This is a genomic window from Kribbella qitaiheensis, from assembly GCF_042657745.1.
In the GTDB taxonomy this organism is placed as follows: domain Bacteria; phylum Actinomycetota; class Actinomycetes; order Propionibacteriales; family Kribbellaceae; genus Kribbella; species Kribbella qitaiheensis.
On record NZ_JBHSKE010000009.1, the window covers coordinates 122,470 to 146,684 of the forward strand.

Here is a 24,215-nt window from a genome sequence, read left to right on the forward strand (position 1 = left end):
CTCTTAGGTAAGGCTAACCTCTAGGTGCTTCACCATAACCCGCTCGCTCACCGGGTCGCACCTGAACCCCGACTATGTCACGACTTTTGCAGAAACCCCTGACGGAGACGGCATGACGACAGTGCTCGAGCGGCCGATCGCGTTCGACTCGGTGCTCGCCACCGTGGCGGCGATCGACGACCTCAGCCCGCACTTGCGCCGGGTGACCTTCGTGGCGCCCCGGATCGCGGAGGCGGTGACCGCGGGCCCGGACCAGCGGATCAAGGTCCTGCTCTCCCCGCCCGACGACGGCGAACTGCGGCTGCCGTCAGGCCCCGAGTGGTACGCCGAGTGGTGCGCGATGCCGGTCGAGGAACGCTTCATCATGCGGACGTACACGGTGCGCGCGCTCCGGCCCGAGGTGGCCGAACTAGACATCGAGTTCGTCCTGCACGGGGTGAACGGTCCGGCCTCGGCATGGGTGAGCGAGGCCGCATCCGGTGACGAGATCGGGCTGATCCTGCCGTTCGCGGTGGACACCACCAGCACCAGGGGCCTGCTGCAGTCCGGAGTGGACTATGTGCCCCCGGCAACCAGTGTCAGCCGCGTCCTGGTCGCCGACGAGACCGCGTTGCCCGCGCTCGCGGGGATCCTGGAGCAACTGCCGCCCGCAATACGGGCGACGGTATTCGTCGAGGTGCCGGACATCGCCGACATCCGCCCGCTGCCGACGCCCGGCCGCGCGGACATCACCTGGATCCCCCAGACCGGCGGTCCCGTCGACGGCCCTGGTTCGTTGCTAGAGGCCCGCAAAGCAGCGGCCCTGCCCTTCGACGTCGACTACGCCTGGGTGGCTGGCGAGTCCGGCATGATCAAGCAGGTCCGACGCCACCTGGTCAACACCGTCGGCCTCCCCAAGCCCGCCATCTCCTTCCAGGGCTACTGGAAACGCGGCGAACCCCAGATCTAGTACTGCGGACCGCGGCTCGCCGAACCGCACGACCCGTCCGAGGGTCAACCGTATTCCGGCTCTTCGGCCGCAGGTCTCGACCGAGGGTCAGCTCGGGTTCTCCGCGTGCGTGAGGGTTTCCCAGGCGACGAAGAGGTCGTTGGTGCCCGCCGGGCGGCGGGACTCGGTCAGGGCCTGGGTGTTCGACATGGCGATGCCGAGGCGGGTGTGGAGGGCGTTGTAGCCGACCTCGGTGATCGGACCCAGGCCGCGGTTGACGGCGCCATTGCAGAGCCAGGACGGGACGGGCTCCAGGTTGCGCTCCCAGCGGGACTGGAAGCCCAGGGCCTGGCGGAGGCGCTCACCGAACTCGGGGTAGAGGTCGATGCCCTGGATCCGGGACGTCTCCAGCACGTGGGAGATCGCGGAGATCCCGTAGCCGGTGTGCACGAAGTCGCGGCAGGTCTCCTGGGTCAGCCCGGTGACGAACGTGCCCTGGCCCTGCCAGTACGCGACGATCTTGTCGCGGGTGTTGAGGTTCTGGCTCGGCTTGGTCTTCGGCAACGCGCCGTCCGACTCCAGATAGACGAAGGCGGGCACGCGGACGCGGTACAGCGCGATTGCCTTGTCGTAGACCGTCCGGTCCTCGAGGTACACGCCGATGCCCTGGATGGCCTCGGTCATGCTCAACTCCCAGTTGCCGTTGGAGTTCGAGCCGTTGATGATCTCCGGCAGGTACACGTTGCGCAGCATGGTGCCGAAGCGGGCCTGGTTCGGCCAGTTGCCGTAGACGTGCTTGATGATCTCGGCGGCCTTCGGCCAGGACGACGCGGACCACGCGGTCTGCAGCGGCGCGTTGCTGTTGGTGTGGTCCTGGATCATCGCGGACCAGGCGTCCATCAACTGGATCGCCTTCTGCGCATAGCGATCGTCGCGCGTGATGTACCAGATCAGTGCGTCCGTGTACGCCGCGATGGCGTCGCCGCGCTCGTCGCGGCAGCCGATGTCGGGGTTGGAGTACGAGCCGCACTCGACCACGGCACGCGCCTTCGGGGTCCGGCTGAGTGAACCATAGGTGCTGTTCTTGGCCTGGTTGAAGGCGTTGGTCCAGGGCTGCGCGCCGGCCTGCACCTTGGCGCGGACGAAGTCCAACTGCGGCCGGCTGACGCCGACGCCGGGGTGAGTGAACGTGGCCGGGGCCTGGACTGCCGACGGCGCCTGTACGCCGATGCCGGCCTCGGCCTTCGGTGCGGCGACGGCTGGACTGCTCAGGGTTCCGGCGACCAGAGCAGCGCACACGGCAGCGAGCGCCGGGAAGAGTGCCTTCTTTCGCATGGGCGGATTCCTTGGTTTCGCGGGGGCGGTTGACACTGCGATCCCCTCACTACCGCAGTGTCTTTTCGAAAGTTTGACGACGGAGGGTGAACACGTCAATATCCAAAGCCACAGAAGATTCACGTTGTGAAAGAACCAGGGCGATCTGGAACAGATTGCCGATTTGTCCCATCCACAACGGAACAAAGTGAGGTCTTGTCCCATGAAGCGACGCCACTTCCTGACCCTGGGAACCGTCGTCATGGCCGCCCCGACATTACCCAAAGTAACCGCCACCGCCAGCCGACACTCCCCCTACCGGTCCCCACCGGCACTCCCCAAAACCGGCACCTTGTGCACCACTTGAGCAGATCCCGGCCGGAAGAACACTCACGTGGTGCACAAAGTCGCATCTCCGGCAGGGAGGTGGTCGCTGTAGACCGTGGAGCCGTCGGGGACCATGCGGTTGGTATCTGGCAGTCGCGCTCGGCTACTGACAGCTTGCCGATCACCGGCGGCTGCGGCGGGGTCTGCGGCAGGGTTGGGATGGTTGTGGAGACCTAGGACAGCTTGGCGGTACCGCGGACAGGCCATTTCATGTCCGAGGTCCCGGCGGGGTGTCCGAGGTCCCGACGGGTATCCGAGGTCCCGGCGGGGTGTCCGAGGTCCCCGCGAGGTCCCGGCGGGTGTCGCGGAACCCGGCAGAGGCCAGGCGATGGATCGCCAGGCCGGTTTTTCTTGGCGTCGTACTAGCGGGTCTGGCCGGCTAACTCCGGCGCTTTGATGCCGGCGGCATCCAGTACGGATGCGGCCAGCGTGACACCGACGCCCCCGAGCGCCTGGGCCCGTACGACGGCTCGGGCGCTCGCGCCGTCGAACACCATCGTCAGTTGTACGGCCAGCAGTTGCGGGTCCTCGGCGCCGGCAGCCACCAGTTCGGACTCGAAGAAGTCCGTCAGCCGCTGCTTGAAGTGCCGGGCGACCACGCTGCCCGGGTGCTCGGGGTTCTTCAGCTCGACGGCGGTGCTCACGAACGGGCAGCCGCGGAAGCCGCCGTCGGTCAGCGCCGCGTCCTGCCGCTCGAAGACGGCCAGGATCCGCTCCCGCGGCGTGTTCCCGTCCTCCGGACCGGGCTCCAGCACCTGCTGGTACGACGGGCCGTGGCTGGCCAGGCTTTCCGCGATCAGCTCGTCCTTGGACCGGAACAGCTGGTACATCGACTTCTTCGAGACCCCTGCTGCCTTGCAGAGCGCGTCCACGCCGATGTGCACGCCGTCGCGGTAGAAGAGTTCGCCCGCCGCGTCCAGCAGCCGCTCGCGGGGTGTCGCCTGGGTCGTCATGAGATCGAGCGTACCGGCTCGCCTTGCGAAAGGAAACAGATCGGTTTACGCTCTGGAAACCAATCGGTTTCCTTCCGCACTTCCTAGCACTCTGGAGTTCATTCATGACCACACTCGAAGGCGCGACCGTGCTCGTCACCGGCGGCAACCGCGGCATCGGCAAGGCGATCGTCGACGACCTGCTCACCCGCGGCGTGAAGAAGGTCTACGCGACCGCCCGCGCTCCGCGGCCGAGCACGGACGACCGGGTGGTGAACCTTCCCCTGGAGGTCACCGACGAGGCCTCGATCGAGGCCCTGGTCGCCGCGGCGCCCGACGTGACCGTGCTGATCAACAACGCCGGCGGCAGTTCGCCGGACACCTACCTCGACGCCGACCTGGCGGACATCCGGACCGTCTTCGAGGTGAACTTCTTCGGCCCGCTGAACCTGACCCGGCGCTTCGTCCCGGTGATCGAGGCCAACGGCGGCGGCCACATCCTGAACGCCCACTCGGCGCTGTCCTGGCTCTCCGCCCACGGCGCGTACTCCGCCACCAAGGCCGCGTTCTGGTCCCAGACCAACGGGATCCGGCTGGAACTGCTCGATCGCGGTATCACTGTCACCGGACTCCACATGGGCTACGTCGAGACCGACATGACCACGGCCGTCACCGCGCCGAAGGAGAACCCCGCCGATATCGCGAAGGCGGCCCTGGACGGCATCGAGACCGGCGCGTTCGAGGTGCTCGCCGACGAGACCGCCCGGCAGGTCAAGGCCGGCATGCACGACGACCTGAACAACTTCTACCCGCAACTCAAGCGCTGAGCCTCAGTTCGCGAACTTCAGCAACCAGGCGGTCAGTTCGACCTTGCCGGTGGTCCCGATGTCGGTGACCACCGGCCGCCCGACCGGGGTAGCTCCCTTGCCTCGGGCAACGGACAGGTAGGTGCCGGCGACCGCCCCGCCGTACACCTCCACGGTGTTGCTCCAGGACACCGCCGCCAGGGCCGACTCGCCTTTGCCGAGCCGGATCCTGGCGGGTCCTGGATCCGTTGCCAGATACGAAGAATCGTGCGCGACGGAGATCTTCATTTTGTTGCGCTTGGCATCCAGTACGGCGACCTCGGGGTAACCGTCGAGCGTCAGGGTGCGGGCCCGGCAGTTCGTCAGCTTCAGCACCACCGCGCGATGACCGAGCGCGGCCTCGACCTCGCCGACGGTGATCATCGCGCCCGACGGCGGGCACTTCTTCGGCGCCGGTGTCGGCATCGGCTTCGGAGTACGGACGGGGATCGGGGTGGCCCACGAGGGTCCGGGCACCGTCGGCCGCGGTTGAGGGCTGCCCGCCGCCTCGGTCCCGCAGCCACTTGCGGCCGCCAGGACCGCGAGCACGCCAAGCCATCCCCGCCTCATCACCTCTTGAACCTATGCGAGACCTGGATGCAACCCCTCCCGAGAGGCTGAGCGCGTCACCGGCCGGACCCCTGCCGTGCGGGTTCCCGACACGCGTCGGACAGCTTTTCGTAGAGAGTTTGCATAAGATTGAGCGGGTGATCGATGTCGTCGCAGTGCTCCGTCCGGAAGATGTCGTAACCGATTTCCTGTCAGTCCTCGATCCCCGCCAGGGCCGTGAGGTGCATCTGGTCATCGCCGACCGCGGCGCCTACCTGAAGCTGCCCGCCGCCGTCCCGCTCGCCGGCCGCCTGGCTCCACTGGCCGAACTCCTGGCGACGACCGGCGCGGGCGACAAGCCGTGGTCGTCGGAAGCGGCCGCTGAAGCGATCGCGTTCGAGACCGGTGACGTCGCGGCGACCGTCTGGACATACTCGCCCGCTGATCTGCGGGAACGCCGCTGCCGCTGGGGACTCGACCTGGCCGGGCTGGTCCGGGCGCCGGTCAAGCACGCCGTGGGCGACACCCGCTCGTTCGAATGGATCACCGATGTCGACAAGCGACTCGACCAGCCGTTGATCGACGCCAAGCTCGACTTCGTCAACACCAGCAGTCCGGACTTGCTCGAGAACGACAACTCCCGGCGGGTCCCCTCGGTTGAGCGGTTCTTCGTCTCCGACCATGAGGAACGCGCCCGGTTGTTCGCGCTGACCGCGAGCGATGCCGAGGAGCCCTGGGAGTCCATCACCTCGCAGTACGAGAACGAGCGGCTGGACGCGACGGCGGCGTGGGTGCGGAGTCACCTCGATCCAGCGGCGGGCCGGGTGATCGAGGTCGGCGCTTGTGAGGGCGCGTTGACCCGCCGCCTGCTGCAGGACGGATACTCCGTCGACGCGACCGAGCCGAACCCCACCTCCCTCTCCCGCCTCCGTGAAGCGGTCGAAGGACATGGCGACAGCCGGGTCCACCCGCACAGCTTCGAGGAACTGACGACCACCCGGCGCCTGACGGGTTCGGCGTACCTGCTGATCGAGTTGCTGTACTACGGCCAGGACCTCGGCCTGCTCGACCGGTTCCCCACGGACCGGGTGTTCGTGTCGATGGATCCGGCCGAGCTCGCCGAGCGGACGTGGCCGCCGGGCTGGTCGGCCGAGGAGGAGCTCGACCTGGTCCTGCCGCGGTTCGAGCCGGTCGTCGGAGGCCGTGTCTACCTCCGCAAACCGGGCAGCCGCGGGCTGCTCCTGCGCCGCCGCTGACGGGCAGGCGCGAACCACTGGGCGCAGGGATCGGACCGCTGGGCGCAGAAAGCTCGCACAATGGGTGATCGGTTCGCTACCCATGGTGGAGACACCCGCCCTCCGGAGGTCCGCCATGCCTCGAACCGCGCCCGTCCGCGCACCCTCGTCACCCGGGGTCTCGCCGCGTAGTACCGCCTCGATCGTCACCGTCGTCTTGATCACCACCGCGGCCCTCGGCGCTACCGCAGCGACCGCGTCTGCTGCCGACACGGGAAGTGCAGCTGCGACCGCGTGTGACTCGGCTGCGGCCGGGTTCACCCCGGTGCTGCAGCTCGACCTGCCCGAGCGGGCGAACTACCTGAACAAGACTCCGCCGTACAGCCTCGACCGGACCGCCGAGATCGGCTCGAACTTCGACCGGGTCGGCTACTGCCTCGAGCTGGACGGACCCGACGGTCCGCAGTGGGTGTGGACGGCGATGGAGCCGTTCTCCACCGACGCGCGGCGGATCGGGCTGCCGACCAGGCCTGGTGAACTGGTCCGGCAGCGCGTCGGCGACCTCGACGTGCGGTCGAACGTGCCGAGCGTGACGAACGGCTCGGGCCAGACCGGCTACCTGGAGATGTGGCCGAACCAGTACCAGGAGAGCGCCAGCACCCAGGTCGCGAACGCGTCGCCGATCACCTTCGACGCCGACGACAACCCGACCTCGCCGCTGGGCTACGGCTCGTTCCAGGTCTCGGAGATCGGCCCGACCCGGCCGTCGAACCTCGCGGCCAAGCAGGTCTTCTCGATCAACACGTTCACCGAGTCGGACACCGGCGTGCTGTCGCTGGGCATCGGCACGAACCCCGGCGGCCAGCCGGACTGGACGTTCGCCAACAACGCGAACCGCTACTCACAACGCAAACTCACCGCCTACGTCCGTACTGCGCTCGTCGCGCTGACGGAGTCGCCCCAGGACCGCCAGTTGATCCCGCGGGACGCGAAGGGTGATTCGACCGTGCCGGTGGCGGGCCGGATCACCGACCCCCAGGTCAAGCGGGTCCAGCTCCGAGTCTCGGGCAACGGGCGGACCGAGACCTTCACCTCCTCGGCAAGCACCTTCCGCTTCACGCCGAGGATCAAGGCCGGCCTGCAGGAGTACACCTTCGAACTGCGTGCCACCGGCCCCGGGATCGACCGGGTGGTGGCCCGGCGCGAAGGTGTCGTCTCCGGAGATGTCTACGTGGTTCAGGGCCAGTCGAACGCGGAGGCCGCGAAGTACAACGGCGCCGCGAACGTCGAGGAGTCGCCGTACCTGCGCAGCTACGGCACCTCGACCTCCGACGGCACGATCTCCGGTGCCGACCGGGTCTGGCACTACGCGACCGGCGACGTCACCAACCAGTCGGGCTCGATCGGCCAGTGGGCGGTCCGGATGGGCCGGCGCATCGTCGACACCTACAAGGTCCCGGTTGCGCTCATCAACGGAGCGCACGGTGGCCAGCCGATCAGCTTCTTCCAGCGCGACGACGCGAACCCGGACGACCTCAACACCAACTACGGCAGGCTCCGGCAACGGCTGACGGCCGCTGGGGTGATCAGCCAGGTCCGCGGCGTGCTCTGGTACCAGGGCGAGTCGGACAATGACAACGCCTCCGTCCACGTCACCGGCTTCACCTCGCTCCTGCAGGACTGGCGAGCCGACTTCGGTAGCGCAGTCCCCGGCGGCAGCCGGTACTACGTCTACCAAGTCCGCACGTCCCCCTGCGGCAACACGACGGCCATGAACCTCCGCGAGGCCCAGCGGCAGCTAGGCGACTCCCTCGGTGTCACCTTGCTCTCCACCAACGGCCTGTCCGGCCACGACGGCTGCCACTACGCGTACCTGGGCGGCTATCGCGACATGGGCGACCACACGTTCGCAGTACTGGCCAGAGACCTGTACGGCGGGCCGTCGGCGGGCGTGGCTCCGCCGAACCCGGCCAGTGTCACCGCAAGCGGGTCGCAGCTCAGCGTGCAACTCCGCTCGGCTGATCCGCTCACGGTCGATGCGGGAGCGGCAGCGGACTTCCGGGTCGACGATGCGGCCGTCACGGTCTCGTCGGTGACCTACCAGGCGGGCGGAAAGCTACTGCTCACCCTCTCCGGCCCGGCAACAGATGCGACCAGCCTGACCTACCAAGGCCACAACGGCACCGGGCCCTGGATCACCAACACCACCGGCACCGGGCTGCTGGCCTTCACCATGCCCGTCACCTGAGCCGGGGCGCGGCCGGCGCCCACCGCCCCGAGGCACCGGCCGTGCCCAGTTGTGTCAGTTCAGGATCTCGGTGAGGACGTCGGTTGCCTTGTGAGAACGGTCCACACCCTCCAGCAGCATCGTGACGCCGTCGGCGTTGTCCGTGCGCAGCGGCAGGATCTTCCGGTACTCCGGCGAGTCGTACCACCCGCGAGCGTGCTCGTAGCTCGGGAACTCGATCACGATGAGCGAGCCCTCCCAGACACCCTCCACGTACTCCGGGACGCCGCCGTGCACGATGAAGTGCCCGCCGAACGGCTCCAGGGTGGCGTCGATCCGCTGCAGGTACTCCACGATCTCGGCGCCCACCCGGACGGTGCGGAGATTGGCGATCGCGTAGTGGGTCATGAGGTGGCTCCTTGTCGATGCCGTTGTCGCTGTCGATGCGACAAGGCTGCCGGTGATCGTGCGGCCCGGCGATTACCTCAGACGTCGTGCGGACGCGTTCGGTGACGAACCGCCCGGTGCACTGCTGCCGACGTACCGTAGATGCCATGTCAGCAACAGGGGGACAACCTGTGACGCCAGTCGAGGCGGACGAACGGGTGGGGCCGTACCGCTTGATCAGGCGGCTCGGGCAGGGCGGCATGGGCGTCGTCTACCTGGCGGAGAGCCCGGAGCACAAAGAGGTCGCGCTCAAGGTACTGCGGCCGCACGTGGCCCATGACCCCACCGCGCGCGCCCGCCTGCAGCGCGAGGCGACCACGCTGCAGAAGGTGAACCACCCCGGGGTCGCGGCCCTCCTCGACCACGACCTGGAGGGCGACCGGCCGTACTTGGTGACGCGCTTCGTCCCCGGCCGGCCGCTGGACGAGCAGGTGGACGAGCGCGGGCCGCTGACCCCACACCGCTGGCTGCCGCTGGCCGGCTGCCTCGCCGAGTCGCTGCAGGCGATCCACCAGGCCGGTGTGATCCACCGGGACCTCAAGCCGGGCAACGTGATGATGTTCAACGGCAAGCCGGTGATGATCGACTTCGGCATCGCCCAGGCCGCCGACGACCTCCGGCTGACCCAGACCGGCCTGGTGGTCGGTACACCGGGCTACCTCGCGCCGGAGCTCATCGAGGGCGAGATGGTGTCCGAGTCCGCCGACTGGTGGGGCTGGGCAGCCACTGTCGCGTACGCGTCCACCGGACGGCGTCCCTTCGGCAAGGGACCGTTCGAGATCGTGCTGCACCGCGTGCGCAGCGGCGAGGCCGACCTGGAAGGCCTAGACCCCCGCCTGAAGCCTCTCCTCGCGGCAGCGCTCTCACCCGATCGGCGTGACCGCCCGACCCAGGTCGAGATCATGGCTGGCCTCAACCGGTACGCCGAGGGCCGGGAGGCCCTGATCCCGAACCCGAACGCCTCGACCGAGGAGGTCGCCAAGTCGCCGGAGACGGTGGTCATCAACCCGCCGACCGCGGTGATGACCCGGGTGATGCCGGAAGACTCGGCCGGAGCCGCGCCGAACCGGCTCGACCCGGCGGAGGTGGCGCAGTTGGTGCCGCCGGTGATCCCGCCGCTGTCTGCGTTCACGCCGCTGCGGGACAAGCTTCGCGACGTGGCAGCCCAGCAGAAGGCGAAGGGCGCCGTCGTGCCGAGTCACCCGGCGACGTACAGCCCGAATCCCACCGCTGCGGCGCCGGCGGCTCTACCCCTGCCCTACCAGGGTGCTCCTGCGGTTGGTCCTGGGGTTGCCGGACCAAGTACGGCGCCCAACTTCGCCGGGTACGCGGCGCCGCCCCTGCAGCCGACGAACTACCCGGGCCAGGGCGTAGCGCCGTACCAGGCTTCTTATCCGCAGAACTACCAGCACCCCTATCGGCCGGAGCCGCAGCCGCAGTACCGGCCGCAGCCTCAAGGTCCGTACAACAACCAGCCGCCGCAGCAAGGCACGGTGGCGAAGCGTCCGCAGGGTGCAGACGGAGTCGTGCGGCCCGAACAGCAGGCGGCTCGCTCAGTGCTGCTGGTCGCGCTGATGCTGGCTCTTGCTGGGCTGATGGCGCTCGTCCCAGGCTTCGGGTTCCTGGTCACTGCCCTGTTGATCGTGCTGGCCCGGACGGTCGACCGCGGCAGTACTGCGTTGATGCGGCGTCGGCAGGTCCGTGGCGGACGCGGCAAGTCGGATGGCCTGGTGGCCGCTGCCGCGAGCCCGGTCCACTTGATCGCGGCGACCCTGATCACGCTGTTCTGCCTGATCCTGCCGGTCATCGTGGGCTTCGTGGTCGGCGGGATATTCACGGCCAGCGCGGCGAACACGCACGGGCTGGACTGGCAGCCGTTGTCCGCTGTGGGCTTCGCGACGGGAGGCATCGCCGGGCTGCTCTGCGCCTGGGTCGGACCTGGCGGCACGTCGCTCCGCCGCGGCTCGCGGATCACCCTCCGCAACCTCATCGGGCCGGCCTGGCTGAGCCTGATCGTCGCGGCTCTCCTCGTGGCCGCCGCGACCGCGGCCTTCACCAGCGCCGCCACCGGCGGGGGCTCCGACTGGGCCCGTGCTCCGATCCACGCGCCGGACCTGCCCAACCGCCCGGGCTTCGGCGACATCCGCGAATACCCGGTGATCCGGGACCTTCCCTTCCTCGGCCGCTAGAACCACCCGGGCCTTGGTGGCCCGAGTGGTTCTGCTCGGCCTCAGATGCGGTTGTCGAGGATGACGATCTGCGAACGCTCGGGGCCGACGCCGACGGCGGAGATCGGCGCGCCGCTCATCGCCTCGACCGCCTTCACGTAGGTCTGCGCGTTCTTCGGCAGGTCCTCGAAGCTCCGGGCGCCGGTGATGTCCTCGTCCCAGCCGTCGTACTCCTCGTAGACCGGAGTCGCGTGGTGGAAGTCGGTCTGCGTCATCGGCATCTCGTCGTGCCGCACCCCGTTCACCTCGTACGCGACGCAGACCGGGATCTTCTCGCGCCCGGTCAGGGTGTCCAGCTTGGTCAGCACGAAGTCGGTGACACCGTTCACCCGGGCGGCGTACCGGGCGATCACCGCGTCGTACCAGCCGCAGCGGCGTGGGCGGCCGGTCGTCGTACCGAACTCGAAGCCCTGCTGCCGCAGCCACTCACCGTCGGCGTCCAGCAGTTCGGTCGGGAACGGGCCCTCGCCGACGCGGGTGGTGTAGGCCTTGATCACGGCCATCACCCGATCGATCCGGGTCGGCGGGATGCCGGACCCGGTGCAAGCGCCCGCCGAGATCGCGTTGGAGGACGTGACGAAGGGATAGGTGCCATGGTCGACGTCCAGCAGCGTCGCCTGGCCCGCCTCCATCAGCACGGTCTTGCCCGCGTCCAGCGCCCGGCCCAGCAGCAGCGGGGTGTCGGCGACCATCGGCTTGAGGCGATCGGCGTACCCGAGCAGCTCGTCCATCACCTCGGCGATCTCGACCGCGCGCCGGTTGTAGACCTTCACCAGCAGCTGGTTCTTCTGCTCCAGCGCGCCGGTGACCTTCTGCTCGAGGATCTTCTCGTCGTACAGATCCTGGACCCGGATGCCGATCCGGTTCATCTTGTCCGCGTACGTCGGGCCGATGCCGCGCCCAGTGGTACCGATCCTGCGGCTGCCGAGGAACCGCTCGGCCACCTTGTCCAGAGTCCGGTTGTACGGCGGGATCAGGTGGGCGCTGGCGCTCACCACGAGCCGGGACGTGTCGACACCACGGGCCTGCAGCGCGTCGAGTTCCTCGAACAGCACGCTGAGGTCGACCACCACCCCGTTGCCGATCACCGGGGTCACGCCCGGGGTCAGGATTCCGCTCGGCAGCAGGTGCAGCGCGTACTTCTCGTCGCCGATCACGACCGTGTGGCCGGCGTTGTTACCGCCGTTGAACTTCACCACGTAGTCGATCTCGGCCCCGGTGTTCCCGAGCAGATCGGTCGCTTTGCCTTTGCCCTCATCGCCCCACTGGGCGCCGACGAGCACGATTGCGGGCATCTCAGCCCTCCTCTTCACGCGTCGGCTCCGACGGCTCCCTAGCCTGCGCGCAGCCGGACGCTGGAAACGGTGAAGCCCGGACACGTTCACCGAAACTTCACCTCGGCACGCATCCAGGCTCTTGCGACCAAAGCCTAGCGGAACTGCGCATTACCACGCCAAAGACCGTCCGCGTGCGCAACACGTGACACCTGGTGCGGCAATCATCGGCGACGGGTTGCCATTTTCCGTGATCGCGTACACACTCTTAGTCAGCGGCCCGCCGAAACTGCCGCAGGGGACGGTTCCGGCGGGCCGCTTCCTCGTTCCCCCGGGCTGACCAATCGCCCCGAAGTCCTTGCCCGCAAGGGCTTCTCGCCGTTTCACAAGCGCGCATGATCTGCGCGCCCGGCTCGTTGCCGAGTACCCCGGTTGCCCTCCTCCCCCGGGTTACCCAACGCCTCTGCCTGGTTGCCTGCGGCGTCTACCCGTCCAGACCCTCGGGGTTCGACGCCAGCCATTCCTTCACCCGGCGGTCCGCCTCCTCCGGCGAGACATCCTCCACCTTCGTCAGGATCGCCCAGCGGTGCCCGAACGGATCGATCACCGTGCCGTACCGGTCGCCGGTCATGAACGTCTGGACCGGCTCTACCTGCCGCGCCCCGGCCTCGATCGCCCGGGCGAACGTCGCGTCCACGTCCGGCACGTAGTGCACCAGCGACGAGTGCACCCACTCGCCGTTCGGCGCCTGCAGCCCGATCTGCGGCATCTCGTTGCTGAGCTGCAGCATCGAGTCGCCGACCTTCAGCTCCGCCTGGCCCAGCCGGCCACCGGGCATGTCCTGCCTGCTGATCACCTCTGCCCCGAACACCTGCCGGTAGAACTCGATCGCCTTCGGGCCGTCGGAGACCGCGAGGTACGGCGTGAGCGAGTGGTAGCCGGGCGGGATGGGGTTCACCGTGTTCGTCATACCGATAGTTTTCGCCGAGCCGGCTTCCGGGTCTTGTAAGAACGCGACAGGCCCGCTTCTGTCGGTGGGCTGTCGTAGGTTTGGATCGTGCGCAGCCAGCCGTTCGACAGTGACCGGGGCATCCTGCACCCGCGCGAGCAGGCCCGGCACCGCACGCTGAGCCGGCTGACCCCAGGACCCGAGATCGACCGGTTCGTGGAGTGGTACTGGATCGTCGAGTGGGACCTGCAGGAGCCGTACGTTGCCGAGGTGCTGCCCTACCCGAGCGTGAACGTGACGTTCGAGCAGCCGGGCGGCGCTTTCGTGAACGGCGTCTTCACGGCCAAGTTCGAGCGGGAGCTGACCGGCCGGGGCCGGGCCTTCGGGGTGAAGTTCTGGGCCGGCGGGTTCGGCGCGGTGACCGGCATCGACGTCGGCTCCTTCCGCGACCAGGTGCTGCCGCTGCGCGACGTGTTCGACGACGCCGACCGGCTGGCCGACCTGGTCTTCGCCGAGGAGGACGACGTCCGCCGCCGGGCGGTGTTCGAGGCGTTCCTGAAGGACCACCTGGTGGCGGCGGACGCGCAGTACGACCTGGTCCGCGTCATCATCACGGCGATGGCCGAGGACCGTTCGATCACCCGGGTGGACCAGGTCACCGAGCGGTTCGACCTGCCCGTCCGCACCCTGCAACGCCTCTTCCGCCGCTACGTCGGCGTCGGCCCGAAGTGGGTACTGCGCCGCTACCGCCTGCACGACGGCGCCGACCTCCTCGCCCGCGGCGAAGCCGCCGAACTGGCCGACCTGGCCCTCGCCCTCGGCTACTTCGACCAGGCCCACTTCTCCCGCGAGTTCAAGGACCAGATCGGCCTGACCCCCGCCGAATACGCCACCCGAAACCAGGCCGAACACCAAATCACCTACCGCTGACCACCCTCCACGCAGTTGCCTCGGTCAGGGCCACATTTTGGTGATGCGGCCTTCGGCGTGGACGTGCCAGAACCCAACGGAGTACCTCCGACTGGCCCTGATCATTGCCTGCTCCGCCACGACAAAACGCTCCGCCATGTCGTCCAGACCCAGATTGCCGGCCGCCAAGCAGAACAGATGTCCGCAATCCAGTGCGCTGAGTTCCTTGGCGCGATAGCGAATCTTCTTGTCCTTGGTGAGCAGCAGCCAGCCACGCGAGCAGCCTTCGGCGATCCACTCCTCATCAGCGATGTCTGCGGCATCGTTGGTGTAGAAGTCTGCGATGAGATGGATGGTCCAACCTCGCGCACGTAGCCGAGTGGCCGAGGCCTTACCGAGACTGCGATCGAAGAAGTACTCAGGCTGCCTGACGGAGGACATTTTCCACAACGTCCGCCGGCAGGTCGTACTCTTCGGCAACAGCGCTGATCGGCTCGCCTGTTCGCCAGAGCGATACCAGGGCTTCGACCGGAACCTTGCTCTTGGCAAGGACAGGCGCTCCCCATCCGAACCGTGGGTCGATGATGACCTCGGCCTCCGACGGATACTGCGGCAGTCGAAGCCGCGCCGGGCTCCCCGAGGCGTCCCAGCTGATGTAGGTCAGGTATTCCGAGATGACCTCAGGGAAGGCGATCTGGCGATCACGAGCATGGATGACCGACTCATCCGCTATCCGAACGAACAAGCTGACCCCATCCGTCGCGATCCGTTCGGACGCCAACGCGTAAGGGTCATCGAACTCTGAACGAGCCAGGTCCGCAGCACGTCGTACGTCCTGCATCGAGAAGCCGAGCTCGCGGAGAGTCCGTAGTACGTAGGCTTCGATGATTCCGACGAAGGGAACTCGTGGCCATCCGCGTCGCTCCGGATGCACCGCGTGCACCAGTGGCTCACGGGAGGCATCTGCCAACCAACTGTCCAGAGTCGACTCGGGCATCTTCAAGTAGCGCGCGGCTTCCCGTGCGGTCAGGAGCGGCGTCGCGTAGATGTCGGTCATCTGTTCCCCTCCTTCGGCACATCGGCGAGCCTACCGGTGGACTTCGTCGCGTCTTTCCTACCTGACGAAGTGTCGCACCAGGCACCGACAAACTACGTTATGTGACGATTGTCCGCACCGCGTTCTGAGGGCAACACCACCTATCTTTCTCTGAGCTCACCCCTCGGCGAGGAGCTTGGTGAGCAGGGTGCGGAGCTGGCGGTGGCCGCGGTCGCCGAGGATGGCGGTTAGTTGGTCTTCCAGGCTCTGGATGGTGGTCTGGGCGGCGTCGATGCAGGCGTTGCCGCGGTCGGTGAGGACGATCAGCTTGGCGCGGCCATCGGTGGGGTCGGGCTTGCGTTCGACATAGCCGAGCTCGACGAGCTCAGCGACCAACTCGCTCATCGACTGCGGAGTCATGTTGGCGCCCTTGGCCAGGTCCGTCAGCCGGGAACCCTCGCGCTTGATCTGGGCGAAGACGGCCGAGTGCGACGGCTTCTGCGGGTAGCCCGCGCCCACGACGCCGTCCACGATCTTGAAGCCGAGCAGGCTGTACGCCTGGCCCAGCATCGCGATCGTGTTCGCGGCTTGGGGCCGATCCGTTGACGTCATGAATTCCTTAAGGTAAACCTGAATATCAGGTATACCTTAGTATTTTTTCGCAGCGGATGTGGGGGGACACACCGTGAGTACTGACAGCACAGCAAGACTTCGCCCGGCAGCATCGGTGACCACCCGACGCCTGGGCAGCATCGGACTCTGGGCCGGGCTGGTAGGTGCCGCGGCTGGACTCTTCCTGATCGGCTATCCGGCCGCGGTCGACGACAGCCGGTACAGCTATCCCTTCACCGCAACGGGTTTCACCATCGCCCAGACGGTGTTCTTCGTCCAACATATCTGCCTGGCCATCCTGCTGGCGGGGTTGTTGACCTCCGGCGCCGCCGGCCGTTCGGGGCTCGGCCGGATCGGCGTCGGAGGCAGCATGCTCGCGATGCTCGGACTGGCCGCGGTCGAACTGGCCGCGATCAGCGCCAGGGACTCGCTCTACCCGAGCCCTCGCACCGACACCCTCGACCTCTGGTACGGCGTGACGTCGATCGCGATCGGCGTCTTCCTCATCATCGCGGGGATCGCCGTACTGCGTGCCAAGGTCTGGTCCGGCTGGCAGCGGTATCTGCCGCTAGTTCTCGGCATCTACGTATTCGTGCCGCTGACGCCCGGCATCCTCGGCCCGTTCGTGGTCGGCCGCCTGGTGATCACGGTGTGGATGGCCCTGTTCGCCCTGCTCGGTTGGGTTCTCATGCGGCAGCCGCTGCGCAGGTCCTGAGCTCCGGACGACGACACCCATCGCGGTCGCCACGAGTGTGGCGAGCACGGCCAACCCGAAGCCCCAGTGCGGGCTGTGGGCATCCACTACGCGGCCGGTGATCGCCGCACCCGCGGCGATCCCGGCGGCGCTGCCCGAGTTGAGCCAGGTGAAGGCCTGCGTCAGAACTGCGGGTGCGACGCGCGACTCGGTCAGCACAGACGACAACACCATGTACGGCGCCAGCGCGGCGCCGGGTAGCGCAAGGGCGATGCCGAGCGCGAGTGGTTCGTCCACGGTCAACAGCGGCAGGGAGAGTACGAACAGCGAGCCCAGAGCAATCACTAGCTGGGTAGGAGCCGGCAGCCGCCAACGCCTTGCACCATAGGCGAATCCGACCAGCAGACTGACCAGGCTCGTCACGCTGTAGAGAGGCCCGGCCAGTTCGCCTGTCCCCCGGCCTACAGCGAAAGCGGTCACCGACACCTGCATGGCACCGAAGAACAGCCCGATGCCGATGCTCGTACCAACCAGGGCAAGGAACCCCGGACGCATCAGGCGCACCCGCTGCTTCCGGGAGACCCGTGCGCCGAGCGGAGGCGCAGTACGGCGTTGTAGCGAGAGGGATAGCCCACCGGCTACGACCAAGGTGGTTGCGAGCCCGGAACCGACTACTGGTGAGACGAGTGCGCTGATGGTTCCGATAAGGGCTGGGCCGACCAGGAACGCGAGTCCTGTCCCCAGAGACTCCAGTGCGAAAGCGGACGACAGCACCGGGCTGCGGCGAAGCGCATTCGACCAACGAGCTGCGGTCTGTGCTCCGATCTGCGGCAGCGAACCACCTGCAAGCACTCCAGCCCCAACCAGCATCCACAAGGGCGCCGAGGAGACGGCCAGGCCGATCAGGAGGGCCACTGCACCCGTGTGGAGCAGCAACGTGAGCGGCAGCATGCGGGTCTGGCCGAAGCGGTCGATCAGCCGGGCGACCTGGGGACCACCGATGGCCTCGGCAACGGCGAAGCCACCCGTCACCGTGCCGGCAGCGGCGTACGAGCCTGTGGCTCCGTGGATCAGCCAGACGATGCCGAGACCGGTCATCGCGATGCCGATGCGAGCGGGCGCAGCGGCCAGATAGAACTTCCACGCTCCGGGAGTCTGCAGGGCTGTGCGGTAGCCGCTCTGCGGTTTGGGCGTGCGAATCCGTCCGGTGAGAGCCGGCACGGTGATACCTTCCGCTGCCCGGTGGGGCGGTGATCTGACCGCGGGCGCCCTGCTTCGCCGGTCCGTCTTGCCGCCTACAACCGTCCATTTGCGGCAGGAAGCGGGGACGCACGCCGCCTGCCGGCTATGTCACCGGGCAGTACCTCGAGTTCGGGTGACTCAGTCAGTCTACCGGCTTGAACACGCCGCCCTGCAGAATCGGTACCAGGCGGCTGCTGTTCAGCTCCGCGGCGATCGCCACGTCCTCCGGGAATCCGTACTGCGTCAACTCGCGGCCGCCCGCGCAGTCGTGCAACAGAGTCGGCAACTCATCCGCGACATCCCTGTACGCCGCTGCGGCGGCTCGAGCTTCCGGGGACAGCGGCCCGGCGCCACTGTCGGCCAGTGCGGCCAAGAACGCACCCGCACCCCACAGGTCTTCCACCGCGGGGCGCAGGGAGCCGTCCTTCCACCTCTCCCCTGCAGCGATGGCCACTACGGTCAGCGACGGGTTCTCTGCCAGTTTGGTGGCGACCAGTGCCGCGGCCGCCGCCGCATTGCGCAGGGAGACCGCCAGGACAGTGGATCCGCTGTCGCTGAGTTGCTGGGAGATCGTCGAGCCGTTGGGCGACGGCAGCACCAAGCGCCGAACCCCGGCCCGCCTGATCGTGACAGGCGAGAGGCTGATCCCGTCGTCGCCCGCTTGGCCACGCCCGACAGCCAGCGCGGCTTCGTGCTGCTCGGCGAAGGCCCTCGCGGAGTCGTCACGCCATCGGTAGGGCAGCACCTCGATCCCCACGTCGGCGGCAACCGTGACCGCCGTCGTGAACGACAGCACGTCCACCACGGCGACCAGATCGCCACGGACCTCAGCCGCCCCGATCGGGCTCCAGTCGAAGGTGACGCGGTAGCCGTCCTGCGCGTAAGGGCTGGTCACCGACGGATCATCGCCCGTCGGCCCAGCCCTCACCAAACCGTTTCAGCTGAGGACATCCGCGGCGGTCGGCGACGAGTCGCGCAGGAAGGTGGCGCAGCGCTCGGCCTCGTCCTTCTCGTCGATGATGGCCGCTGCCTTGCCCAGGACGGCCAGGCAGCGCAGGAAGCCGCGGTTCGGCTCGTGCTCCCACGGGACCGGCCCGTGACCCTTCCAGCCGTTGCGGCGGAGTAGGTCCAGACCACGGTGGTAGCCGGTCCGGGCATAGGCGTAGGCCTCGATGGTGCGGCCGTCAGCGAGGGCGGCCTCGGCCAGCTCGGACCAGGCCAGCGACGAGGTCGGATACTTGGCCGCTGTGTCGACCGCGGAGGCCCCGGCGGCGAGTTCCGCGGCCGCGGGATCGACGGGGAGTAGTGTCTCGGGTGGACCTGACAGCAGATTGTTCAATTCCATAGGCATATCTTCGCCGATCACGCAGCCGAACCGGTACGTGACCGTCTGGCGAAATCCGTTGACCGTTCACCGGACGGCCACGGATGCTTGAGACCCTGCGTCGAGACCGCCGTGGTTCCCAGCTACGGCCGGAAGGAGGCACCGGATGAGCGTGATCGTCCTCAACGCGTCATACGAGCCGCTGCACACTGTGTCGATCCAGCACGCCATCCGGATGCTGGTCCGCGAGGTGGCAGTGGTCGAAGAGGCGCACGGTGAGCGGACCATCGGCCCTTTTCCGGTGCCACGCGTGCTGCGGCTGGTCCGCTACGTGGTGACTCACTGGCGCTACGCCGCGGGCCGGATGAAGTACAGCAAGCACGGTGTGCTGAGGCGGGACAAGTTCCGCTGCGCCTATTGCGGGCTGGACAACGCCGACACGATGGACCACGTCCAGCCCAGATCCAGGGGCGGCCGGACAGAGTGGCTCAACGCGGTCGCCGCGCATGCCTCGTGCAATGAGCGGAAAGGCAATCGCACGCCTGCCGAGGCCAACATGCCCCTCCTCTGGCAACCCTGGGTACCGACCCGCGCCGAGCTCGTCATACAGACATGACGGGCTTTTTTCTTGCCCTCTTTCCACAGGTTTGAGGTCCGCTCCGGGTTGAGGGTCTGATCGCTGCATCTTCTTGGGTGTGAACCCACAACTCAGCGTGATGACCCACATCCGCGGCGGGGTGTTCACGCGTGCGGACGCCCGCGCGTGTGGTTACCCCGACCCCGACATCGACTCCCTGCTGGACACCGGCGGCTGGCGCCGGATCCGGCCGGGCACCTATGCCCCGCACCAGACCCTCACTCTCGTCGACGACGAGATGCTGCACCTCCGCCACCTCTACCAGGTACTGCGGTCCGGCGAATCCGGGCTGATCGCCAGCCACCAGTCGGCCGCCGCACTCCACGCGCTGCCGCTCTGGGGCTTCGACCTGAGCCGCGTCCACGTCACCGCCCGGACAGGCCGGTGCGGCCGACACGCCAACGGAGTGCACCGCCATGTCCGTGACCCCGTCGGTCCGGGCGTCCGCACCTGGAACGGTCTCCGCCTGGTCTCGGCCGCTCGCGCCATCGCCGAGCTGTCGGCCACCTCAGCCCTCGCCCCAGTGGTAGCCCTGGCGGAGGCGGCGATCTACGCCGGCCTGGCCACCCCGGCCTCGCTGAAGCGTGCGGCGAACCAGCTCGAGCGAGGCGCCGAGCGGGCTCGACTGGTCGCCTCTCTGGCACGGACGGGCTCTGCCTCAGTCGCCGAGTCCCGGCTTCGGTTGGTCCTGCACGAGGCCGATCTCCCGGCCCCTTCGCCTGATCCACCGCCGATGCCCGAGCCCACCGATGACTACGGCACCGACCTCTCGGGCTCGTCTCTCTGGTTCCCGGACGAGCGCACTGTGGTCGAGTTCGAGCCGCGCATCCCCTTCTGGAGCCCGCACCCCGACGACTCGCGGGAATACGCCGCCGCCCAAGCCTTCGCGCCCGACCCCGGCGAACCAGCCGCACCCGAGCCCCTCGAGTACTGCTGGATCTCCTGGCCGGATCTGGATCAGCCCGCCGCCGTGATCTCGCAGGTCCGTGCTGCGTTCACCCGAGCCACCCGCCGTACCGGCGTGCGGTCCTTTCCCTTGTCCCGCCTGCCCACGAACGCCTCCAAGCCTTCACCCGCCTAACCCCGCCGCCTGCCGTGTGCGGGTCAGTCTGAAAGGTCGATCGAGAGATGCGGAGTCAGCGAGCGGAGGAAGTCGGGTGCGTCGAACATGGCGCCGGCCGAGGCGACGCCAGTTGTCCGCGTCTGGCCGGCCAGGATTCGGCGGACCGCCTCCACCACCAGTGGCGCGGTGACTGCGTAGATGTCCTGGCCGCGGGCGGTGGCCCGTCGCTCGACACCACCTGCGCTGACGACGACGTCGACTACGAACGTCTGGTCCGAACGTCCCAGGGCGTCGACGGCCTGAGGTGCCGGTGTGTCCTCGCTGGCCAGATCCCTCGCGGCGTCGACGGCCATGTAGGTGCGGACTTCGGGCACGGCCAGGTGGCTGGGAACGGTGACGACATCGGCCATCGTGAACTCCGCGATCACCGCTCGCCGACCCAGTGGCTCGGGGAAGTCCCATTCCTGCTCTTGTGGCTTGTCCTCGTGGTACTGCAGCGCACCGTCCTTGAACCGCACGCGACGGCCCGCGCGGCGCTGATGGGACACCTGACCCGCCGTCCGGGTGCCAGGCGTGGGATGCCAACTGCTCAACCCGTACGCGACGTGCGCCACGTCCGCCGTGGTCCACTCCCCCATGGTCGCGGTCACCAGGAGGTCGCCCAGTCCGCCGTAGAAGGCCATCGCCGGCAGCACCGGGATGCCCGCCTTTCGAGCTGGCTCCGCATAGTCGGCGAACATCGCGACGTTCGCCTCGATCTCTGCGGCGACGTCGACGTACGGGATCCCCGCGCGCAGGGCTGCCTCGACCACAGGACCTGCGGTCACTGCGAACGGCCCGGCACAGTTGACGACGGCCGCCGCACCAGCGAGGGCCTGATCCAAGGAGGCTGGGTCCTCCACCGTGGCCGGCCGCACCGTCAGCTCGCCGCACTCCTTGGCCAGCACCTCCAACTGAGCTGCGTCACGCCCGGAAAGGATCGGTGTGAAGCCTCGCTCGAGCAGTTCCGCGACGACGAAACGTCCGGTGTGCCCGGTCGCTCCGTAGACGACCACTGCTGCGTCCGCTGTGCCCATGACTCCCCTGATCTCGTTGTTCTGGAGGGTCAACTCTCGCCGTCCGGCGGACCTGACCGTGATAGTCCGGAACGACATCATGCGTACACTTTCGGACATGCATACCGTCGCGCTCGCGACTGCCGGTCAGCTGCTGCACTTCGAGCTGGCAGTGGCCTACGAGATCTTCCGAACGCCCCCGCAGGAAGCCACAGACGGCTGGTACGACGTACTGCTCTGCGGGCCAGGACCGGTGCGGATCGGGCCGTTCATGGTCGAGCCCGACCATGGGCTGGAGCGCTTGATCAGCGCCGACACCGTGATCGTGCCGGCCTGTGCGGACATCGACGAGCCGCCGCCACCGGAACTGGTCGACGCCGTTCGTGCTGCCCACGAGGCGGGGGCGCGGGTTGCCTCGCTCTGCACCGGGGCGTTCGCGCTCGGTGCTGCAGGGCTGCTGGACGGTCGGCGAGCCACCACTCACTGGGCTCATACGGCGGAGCTGAGTGCCCGTCATCCGCAGGCTGTGGTCGATCCGGACGTGCTGTACACCGACAACGGCAGCGTGCTCACCGCTGCCGGGAAGGCCGCCGCCGTCGATCTGTGCATCCACCTGATCCATCTCGACCACGGCGCGGGCATCGCCAACACGGTCGCCCGTCGCCTCGTGATGCCGCCGCATCGGCCGGGCGGTCAAGCGCAGTTCGTGGCGACGCCGATGCAGGTGTCGGGCGACCATATGCTGGCCGGCCTGCTCGCTTGGGCGCAGGAACGGTTGGATCAGCCGTTGACGGTGACAGACCTGGCGCGGCGGGCGAACACGAGCCCTCGGAATCTCGGACGGCAGTTCCACGCCGTGACCGGGCAGACCCCGCTCCGGTGGCTCCTCACCCAGCGCGTCCGCCGTGCCCAGGAACTGCTGGAGGCCACCGACGAGAGCGTCGAGGCGGTCGCCGTCGCCACTGGCATGGGCACCGCCACCACGCTGCGCCGCCAGTTCAAACGCATCGCAGGAGTCCCACCCGACACCTACCGCCGCTCCTTCCGCACCGCTCGGACCAGCTGACTTCAGACCTTTGGAACCTCACAGCCGTGGAAAGAGAAGAACCCGCCGCGGAGTGCGACGGGTTCTTCGGGGGTGTGGTGGGTCAGGCGAGGAGGGAGGTGCCCTGGGAGCGGAGGTGCTCGCAGGCCTCGACTACGCGCTTGGCCATGCCTTGCTCGGCGGCCTTGCCCCAGGCGCGCGGGTCGTAGGCCTTCTTGTTGCCGACATCGCCGTCGACCTTGAGGACGCCGTCGTAGTTGCTGAACATGTGACCGGCGGCCGGGCGGGTGAACGCGTACTGGGTGTCGGTGTCGATGTTCATCTTGACCACGCCGTAGTCGACCGCGGCGCGGATCTCCTCGAGCGTCGAGCCGGAGCCGCCGTGGAAGACCAGGTCGAACGGGCGCTCCTTGCCGACCTTGGCGCCGACCTGGTCCTGGATCTCCTTCAGGATCTCCGGGCGCAGCTTGACCGAGCCGGGCTTGTAGACGCCGTGCACGTTGCCGAAGGTGAGCGCGGTCAGGTAGTGGCCCTGCTCGCCGGTGCCGAGTGCCTCGACCGTGGCCAGGCCGTCCTCGACGGTGGTGTACAGCTTGTCGTTGATCTCGTTCGCGACGCCGTCCTCCTCACCGCCGACGACGCCCACCTCGATCTCCAGCACGATCCTGGCGGCCGCGGCCTTGGCGAGCAGGTCCTTGGCGATCTCGAGGTTCTCCTCCAGCGGCACCGCGGAACCGTCCCACATGTGCGACTGGAACAGGGGGTTCTCGCCGCGCGCGACGCGCTCCGCGGAGATCTCCAGCAGCGGCCGGACGAACCCGTCCAGCTTGTCCTTCGGGCAGTGGTCGGTGTGCAGCGCGATGTTCACGTTGTAGTTCTTCGCGACCTCGTGCGCGTACGCCGCCAGCGCGACCGATCCGGTGACCATGTCCTTCACGGTCGAGCCGGACAGGTACTCCGCGCCGCCGGTGGAGACCTGGACGATGCCGTCCGAGCCGGCCTCGGCGAAGCCGCGCAGCGCGGCGATCAGCGTCTGCGAGGAGCTGACATTGATGGCCGGGTAGGCGAACTGGTTCTGCTTCGCCTTGTCCAGCATCTCGGCGTAGACCTCAGGGGTGGCAATAGGCATGTCTCGCGGTACTCCTCACAGCAAAGTTCATGTGGGTTGAGCTCCAGTATCACCGTCACGTACTTCGTCGTACGCGGCGGCCCTGCTGCCGGGCCGGCCAGGTGGCCGGGGAGCGAACGGCAGCTGAACAGACCAGTTGATGAACAGGACCGGT

General features: G+C 68.0%; 23 protein-coding genes. 9 read left to right on the forward strand and 14 right to left on the reverse strand.

Annotated elements, in window-relative coordinates; all coding sequences use genetic code 11:
- Positions 1–112 precede the first annotated feature (112 nt).
- Positions 113–949: a siderophore-interacting protein gene (locus ACFPJ1_RS10475; protein ID WP_380103304.1), complete on the forward strand. Its 837-nt coding sequence runs from the start codon at positions 113–115 to the stop codon at positions 947–949.
- 87 nt (positions 950–1,036) lie between these two features.
- Here ACFPJ1_RS10475 and ACFPJ1_RS10480 read toward each other — a convergent pair whose 3' ends face one another.
- A complete protein-coding gene (locus ACFPJ1_RS10480) occupies positions 1,037–2,263 on the reverse strand; it encodes an alginate lyase family protein (protein WP_380103305.1) in 1,227 nt (408 codons plus the stop codon).
- Positions 2,264–2,991: 728 nt separating this feature from the next.
- On the reverse strand, positions 2,992–3,582 hold the full coding sequence (locus ACFPJ1_RS10485) for a TetR/AcrR family transcriptional regulator (protein ID WP_380103307.1): 591 nt from the start codon (positions 3,580–3,582) through the stop codon (positions 2,992–2,994).
- Positions 3,583–3,686: 104 nt separating this feature from the next.
- Here ACFPJ1_RS10485 and ACFPJ1_RS10490 point away from each other — a divergent pair, with 104 nt between their 5' ends.
- A complete protein-coding gene (locus ACFPJ1_RS10490) occupies positions 3,687–4,388 on the forward strand; it encodes an SDR family oxidoreductase (RefSeq protein ID WP_380103308.1) in 702 nt (233 codons plus the stop codon).
- 3 nt (positions 4,389–4,391) lie between these two features.
- Here ACFPJ1_RS10490 and ACFPJ1_RS10495 read toward each other — a convergent pair whose 3' ends face one another.
- On the reverse strand, positions 4,392–4,976 hold the full coding sequence (locus ACFPJ1_RS10495) for a DUF4232 domain-containing protein (RefSeq protein WP_380103309.1): 585 nt from the start codon (positions 4,974–4,976) through the stop codon (positions 4,392–4,394).
- Positions 4,977–5,113: 137 nt separating this feature from the next.
- Between ACFPJ1_RS10495 and ACFPJ1_RS10500 the strand changes: the two genes are divergently transcribed.
- Complete coding sequence (locus ACFPJ1_RS10500; protein WP_380103310.1) at positions 5,114–6,211, forward strand: SAM-dependent methyltransferase; 1,098 nt, start codon at positions 5,114–5,116, stop codon at positions 6,209–6,211.
- 115 nt (positions 6,212–6,326) lie between these two features.
- Positions 6,327–8,438 (forward strand): sialate O-acetylesterase, encoded by a 2,112-nt coding sequence (locus ACFPJ1_RS10505; RefSeq protein ID WP_380103311.1) that lies wholly within the window; start codon positions 6,327–6,329, stop codon positions 8,436–8,438.
- A gap of 54 nt (positions 8,439–8,492) precedes the next feature.
- Here ACFPJ1_RS10505 and ACFPJ1_RS10510 read toward each other — a convergent pair whose 3' ends face one another.
- Entirely contained in the window at positions 8,493–8,825 is a 333-nt protein-coding gene (locus ACFPJ1_RS10510; protein ID WP_380103313.1) for a DUF1330 domain-containing protein, read from the reverse strand.
- A gap of 146 nt (positions 8,826–8,971) precedes the next feature.
- Here ACFPJ1_RS10510 and ACFPJ1_RS10515 point away from each other — a divergent pair, with 146 nt between their 5' ends.
- Entirely contained in the window at positions 8,972–11,053 is a 2,082-nt protein-coding gene (locus ACFPJ1_RS10515) for a serine/threonine protein kinase (protein WP_380103314.1), read from the forward strand.
- Between the two features lie 41 nt (positions 11,054–11,094).
- On the opposite strand, the gene ACFPJ1_RS10520 is transcribed toward ACFPJ1_RS10515, so the two are convergent.
- Together ACFPJ1_RS10520 and ACFPJ1_RS10525 are read right to left on the reverse strand one after the other, a co-directional pair.
- On the reverse strand, positions 11,095–12,387 hold the full coding sequence (locus ACFPJ1_RS10520; protein ID WP_380103315.1) for an adenylosuccinate synthase: 1,293 nt from the start codon (positions 12,385–12,387) through the stop codon (positions 11,095–11,097).
- 463 nt (positions 12,388–12,850) lie between these two features.
- Complete coding sequence (locus ACFPJ1_RS10525; RefSeq protein ID WP_380103317.1) at positions 12,851–13,336, reverse strand: VOC family protein; 486 nt, start codon at positions 13,334–13,336, stop codon at positions 12,851–12,853.
- A gap of 87 nt (positions 13,337–13,423) precedes the next feature.
- Here ACFPJ1_RS10525 and ACFPJ1_RS10530 point away from each other — a divergent pair, with 87 nt between their 5' ends.
- The gene (locus tag ACFPJ1_RS10530; RefSeq protein WP_380103319.1) at positions 13,424–14,245 is read left to right on the forward strand and encodes an AraC family transcriptional regulator; all 822 of its coding nucleotides are present in this window, start codon (positions 13,424–13,426) and stop codon (positions 14,243–14,245) included.
- Positions 14,246–14,269: 24 nt separating this feature from the next.
- Here ACFPJ1_RS10530 and ACFPJ1_RS10535 read toward each other — a convergent pair whose 3' ends face one another.
- From ACFPJ1_RS10535 to ACFPJ1_RS10560, 6 genes are all read right to left on the reverse strand, one after another.
- Positions 14,270–14,665 carry a PIN-like domain-containing protein gene (locus tag ACFPJ1_RS10535; RefSeq protein WP_380103320.1) on the reverse strand — a complete coding sequence of 132 codons (396 nt, stop codon included), beginning with the start codon at positions 14,663–14,665 and terminating at the stop codon, positions 14,270–14,272.
- Positions 14,643–15,281, reverse strand: a complete 639-nt coding sequence (locus tag ACFPJ1_RS10540; protein ID WP_380103321.1) for a DUF433 domain-containing protein — start codon at positions 15,279–15,281, stop codon at positions 14,643–14,645. The genes ACFPJ1_RS10535 and ACFPJ1_RS10540 overlap by 23 nt, the downstream gene beginning before the upstream one ends.
- Positions 15,282–15,437: 156 nt before the next feature.
- Entirely contained in the window at positions 15,438–15,872 is a 435-nt protein-coding gene (locus ACFPJ1_RS10545; RefSeq protein ID WP_380103322.1) for a MarR family winged helix-turn-helix transcriptional regulator, read from the reverse strand.
- A gap of 568 nt (positions 15,873–16,440) precedes the next feature.
- Positions 16,441–17,787 carry an MFS transporter gene (locus ACFPJ1_RS10550; RefSeq protein WP_380103323.1) on the reverse strand — a complete coding sequence of 449 codons (1,347 nt, stop codon included), beginning with the start codon at positions 17,785–17,787 and terminating at the stop codon, positions 16,441–16,443.
- A gap of 163 nt (positions 17,788–17,950) precedes the next feature.
- Entirely contained in the window at positions 17,951–18,703 is a 753-nt protein-coding gene (locus ACFPJ1_RS10555; RefSeq protein WP_380103324.1) for a 2-phosphosulfolactate phosphatase, read from the reverse strand.
- 42 nt (positions 18,704–18,745) lie between these two features.
- Positions 18,746–19,153 (reverse strand): DUF3151 domain-containing protein, encoded by a 408-nt coding sequence (locus ACFPJ1_RS10560; protein ID WP_380103326.1) that lies wholly within the window; start codon positions 19,151–19,153, stop codon positions 18,746–18,748.
- A gap of 145 nt (positions 19,154–19,298) precedes the next feature.
- Here ACFPJ1_RS10560 and ACFPJ1_RS10565 point away from each other — a divergent pair, with 145 nt between their 5' ends.
- Together ACFPJ1_RS10565 and ACFPJ1_RS10570 are read left to right on the forward strand one after the other, a co-directional pair.
- Positions 19,299–19,748, forward strand: a complete 450-nt coding sequence (locus ACFPJ1_RS10565) for an HNH endonuclease (RefSeq protein ID WP_132191947.1) — start codon at positions 19,299–19,301, stop codon at positions 19,746–19,748.
- Between the two features lie 79 nt (positions 19,749–19,827).
- Positions 19,828–20,850, forward strand: coding sequence for a type IV toxin-antitoxin system AbiEi family antitoxin domain-containing protein (locus ACFPJ1_RS10570; protein WP_380103328.1), 1,023 nt, complete (start codon positions 19,828–19,830; stop codon positions 20,848–20,850).
- 23 nt (positions 20,851–20,873) lie between these two features.
- Here the strand turns inward: ACFPJ1_RS10570 and ACFPJ1_RS10575 are convergent, their stop codons facing one another.
- The gene (locus ACFPJ1_RS10575) at positions 20,874–21,908 is read right to left on the reverse strand and encodes a saccharopine dehydrogenase family protein (RefSeq protein ID WP_380103329.1); all 1,035 of its coding nucleotides are present in this window, start codon (positions 21,906–21,908) and stop codon (positions 20,874–20,876) included.
- A gap of 97 nt (positions 21,909–22,005) precedes the next feature.
- Here ACFPJ1_RS10575 and ACFPJ1_RS10580 point away from each other — a divergent pair, with 97 nt between their 5' ends.
- Entirely contained in the window at positions 22,006–22,953 is a 948-nt protein-coding gene (locus ACFPJ1_RS10580) for a helix-turn-helix domain-containing protein (RefSeq protein WP_380103330.1), read from the forward strand.
- A gap of 82 nt (positions 22,954–23,035) precedes the next feature.
- On the opposite strand, the gene fbaA is transcribed toward ACFPJ1_RS10580, so the two are convergent.
- The gene (gene fbaA, locus ACFPJ1_RS10585; protein WP_380103331.1) at positions 23,036–24,061 is read right to left on the reverse strand and encodes a class II fructose-bisphosphate aldolase; all 1,026 of its coding nucleotides are present in this window, start codon (positions 24,059–24,061) and stop codon (positions 23,036–23,038) included.
- Positions 24,062–24,215: the final 154 nt, after the last annotated feature.

Excerpts from the sequence above, each read along its gene's own strand:
- ACFPJ1_RS10525 (WP_380103317.1), bottom strand. The coding sequence starts at position 13,336 with ATGACGAACACGGTGAACCCCATCCCGCCCGGCTACCACTCGCTCACG.
- ACFPJ1_RS10575 (WP_380103329.1), bottom strand. The coding sequence starts at position 21,908 with ATGGGCACAGCGGACGCAGCAGTGGTCGTCTACGGAGCGACCGGGCAC.
- ACFPJ1_RS10485 (WP_380103307.1), bottom strand. The coding sequence starts at position 3,582 with ATGACGACCCAGGCGACACCCCGCGAGCGGCTGCTGGACGCGGCGGGC.
- ACFPJ1_RS10510 (WP_380103313.1), bottom strand. The coding sequence starts at position 8,825 with ATGACCCACTACGCGATCGCCAATCTCCGCACCGTCCGGGTGGGCGCC.
- ACFPJ1_RS10505 (WP_380103311.1), top strand. The coding sequence starts at position 6,327 with ATGCCTCGAACCGCGCCCGTCCGCGCACCCTCGTCACCCGGGGTCTCG.
- ACFPJ1_RS10565 (WP_132191947.1), top strand. The coding sequence starts at position 19,299 with ATGAGCGTGATCGTCCTCAACGCGTCATACGAGCCGCTGCACACTGTG.
- ACFPJ1_RS10520 (WP_380103315.1), bottom strand. The coding sequence starts at position 12,387 with ATGCCCGCAATCGTGCTCGTCGGCGCCCAGTGGGGCGATGAGGGCAAA.
- ACFPJ1_RS10495 (WP_380103309.1), bottom strand. The coding sequence starts at position 4,976 with ATGAGGCGGGGATGGCTTGGCGTGCTCGCGGTCCTGGCGGCCGCAAGT.
- fbaA (WP_380103331.1), bottom strand. The coding sequence starts at position 24,061 with ATGCCTATTGCCACCCCTGAGGTCTACGCCGAGATGCTGGACAAGGCG.
- ACFPJ1_RS10480 (WP_380103305.1), bottom strand. The coding sequence starts at position 2,263 with ATGCGAAAGAAGGCACTCTTCCCGGCGCTCGCTGCCGTGTGCGCTGCT.
- ACFPJ1_RS10540 (WP_380103321.1), bottom strand. The coding sequence starts at position 15,281 with ATGACCGACATCTACGCGACGCCGCTCCTGACCGCACGGGAAGCCGCG.
- ACFPJ1_RS10545 (WP_380103322.1), bottom strand. The coding sequence starts at position 15,872 with ATGACGTCAACGGATCGGCCCCAAGCCGCGAACACGATCGCGATGCTG.
- ACFPJ1_RS10535 (WP_380103320.1), bottom strand. The coding sequence starts at position 14,665 with ATGTCCTCCGTCAGGCAGCCTGAGTACTTCTTCGATCGCAGTCTCGGT.
- ACFPJ1_RS10490 (WP_380103308.1), top strand. The coding sequence starts at position 3,687 with ATGACCACACTCGAAGGCGCGACCGTGCTCGTCACCGGCGGCAACCGC.
- ACFPJ1_RS10515 (WP_380103314.1), top strand. The coding sequence starts at position 8,972 with ATGTCAGCAACAGGGGGACAACCTGTGACGCCAGTCGAGGCGGACGAA.
- ACFPJ1_RS10580 (WP_380103330.1), top strand. The coding sequence starts at position 22,006 with ATGCATACCGTCGCGCTCGCGACTGCCGGTCAGCTGCTGCACTTCGAG.
- ACFPJ1_RS10560 (WP_380103326.1), bottom strand. The coding sequence starts at position 19,153 with ATGGAATTGAACAATCTGCTGTCAGGTCCACCCGAGACACTACTCCCC.
- ACFPJ1_RS10475 (WP_380103304.1), top strand. The coding sequence starts at position 113 with ATGACGACAGTGCTCGAGCGGCCGATCGCGTTCGACTCGGTGCTCGCC.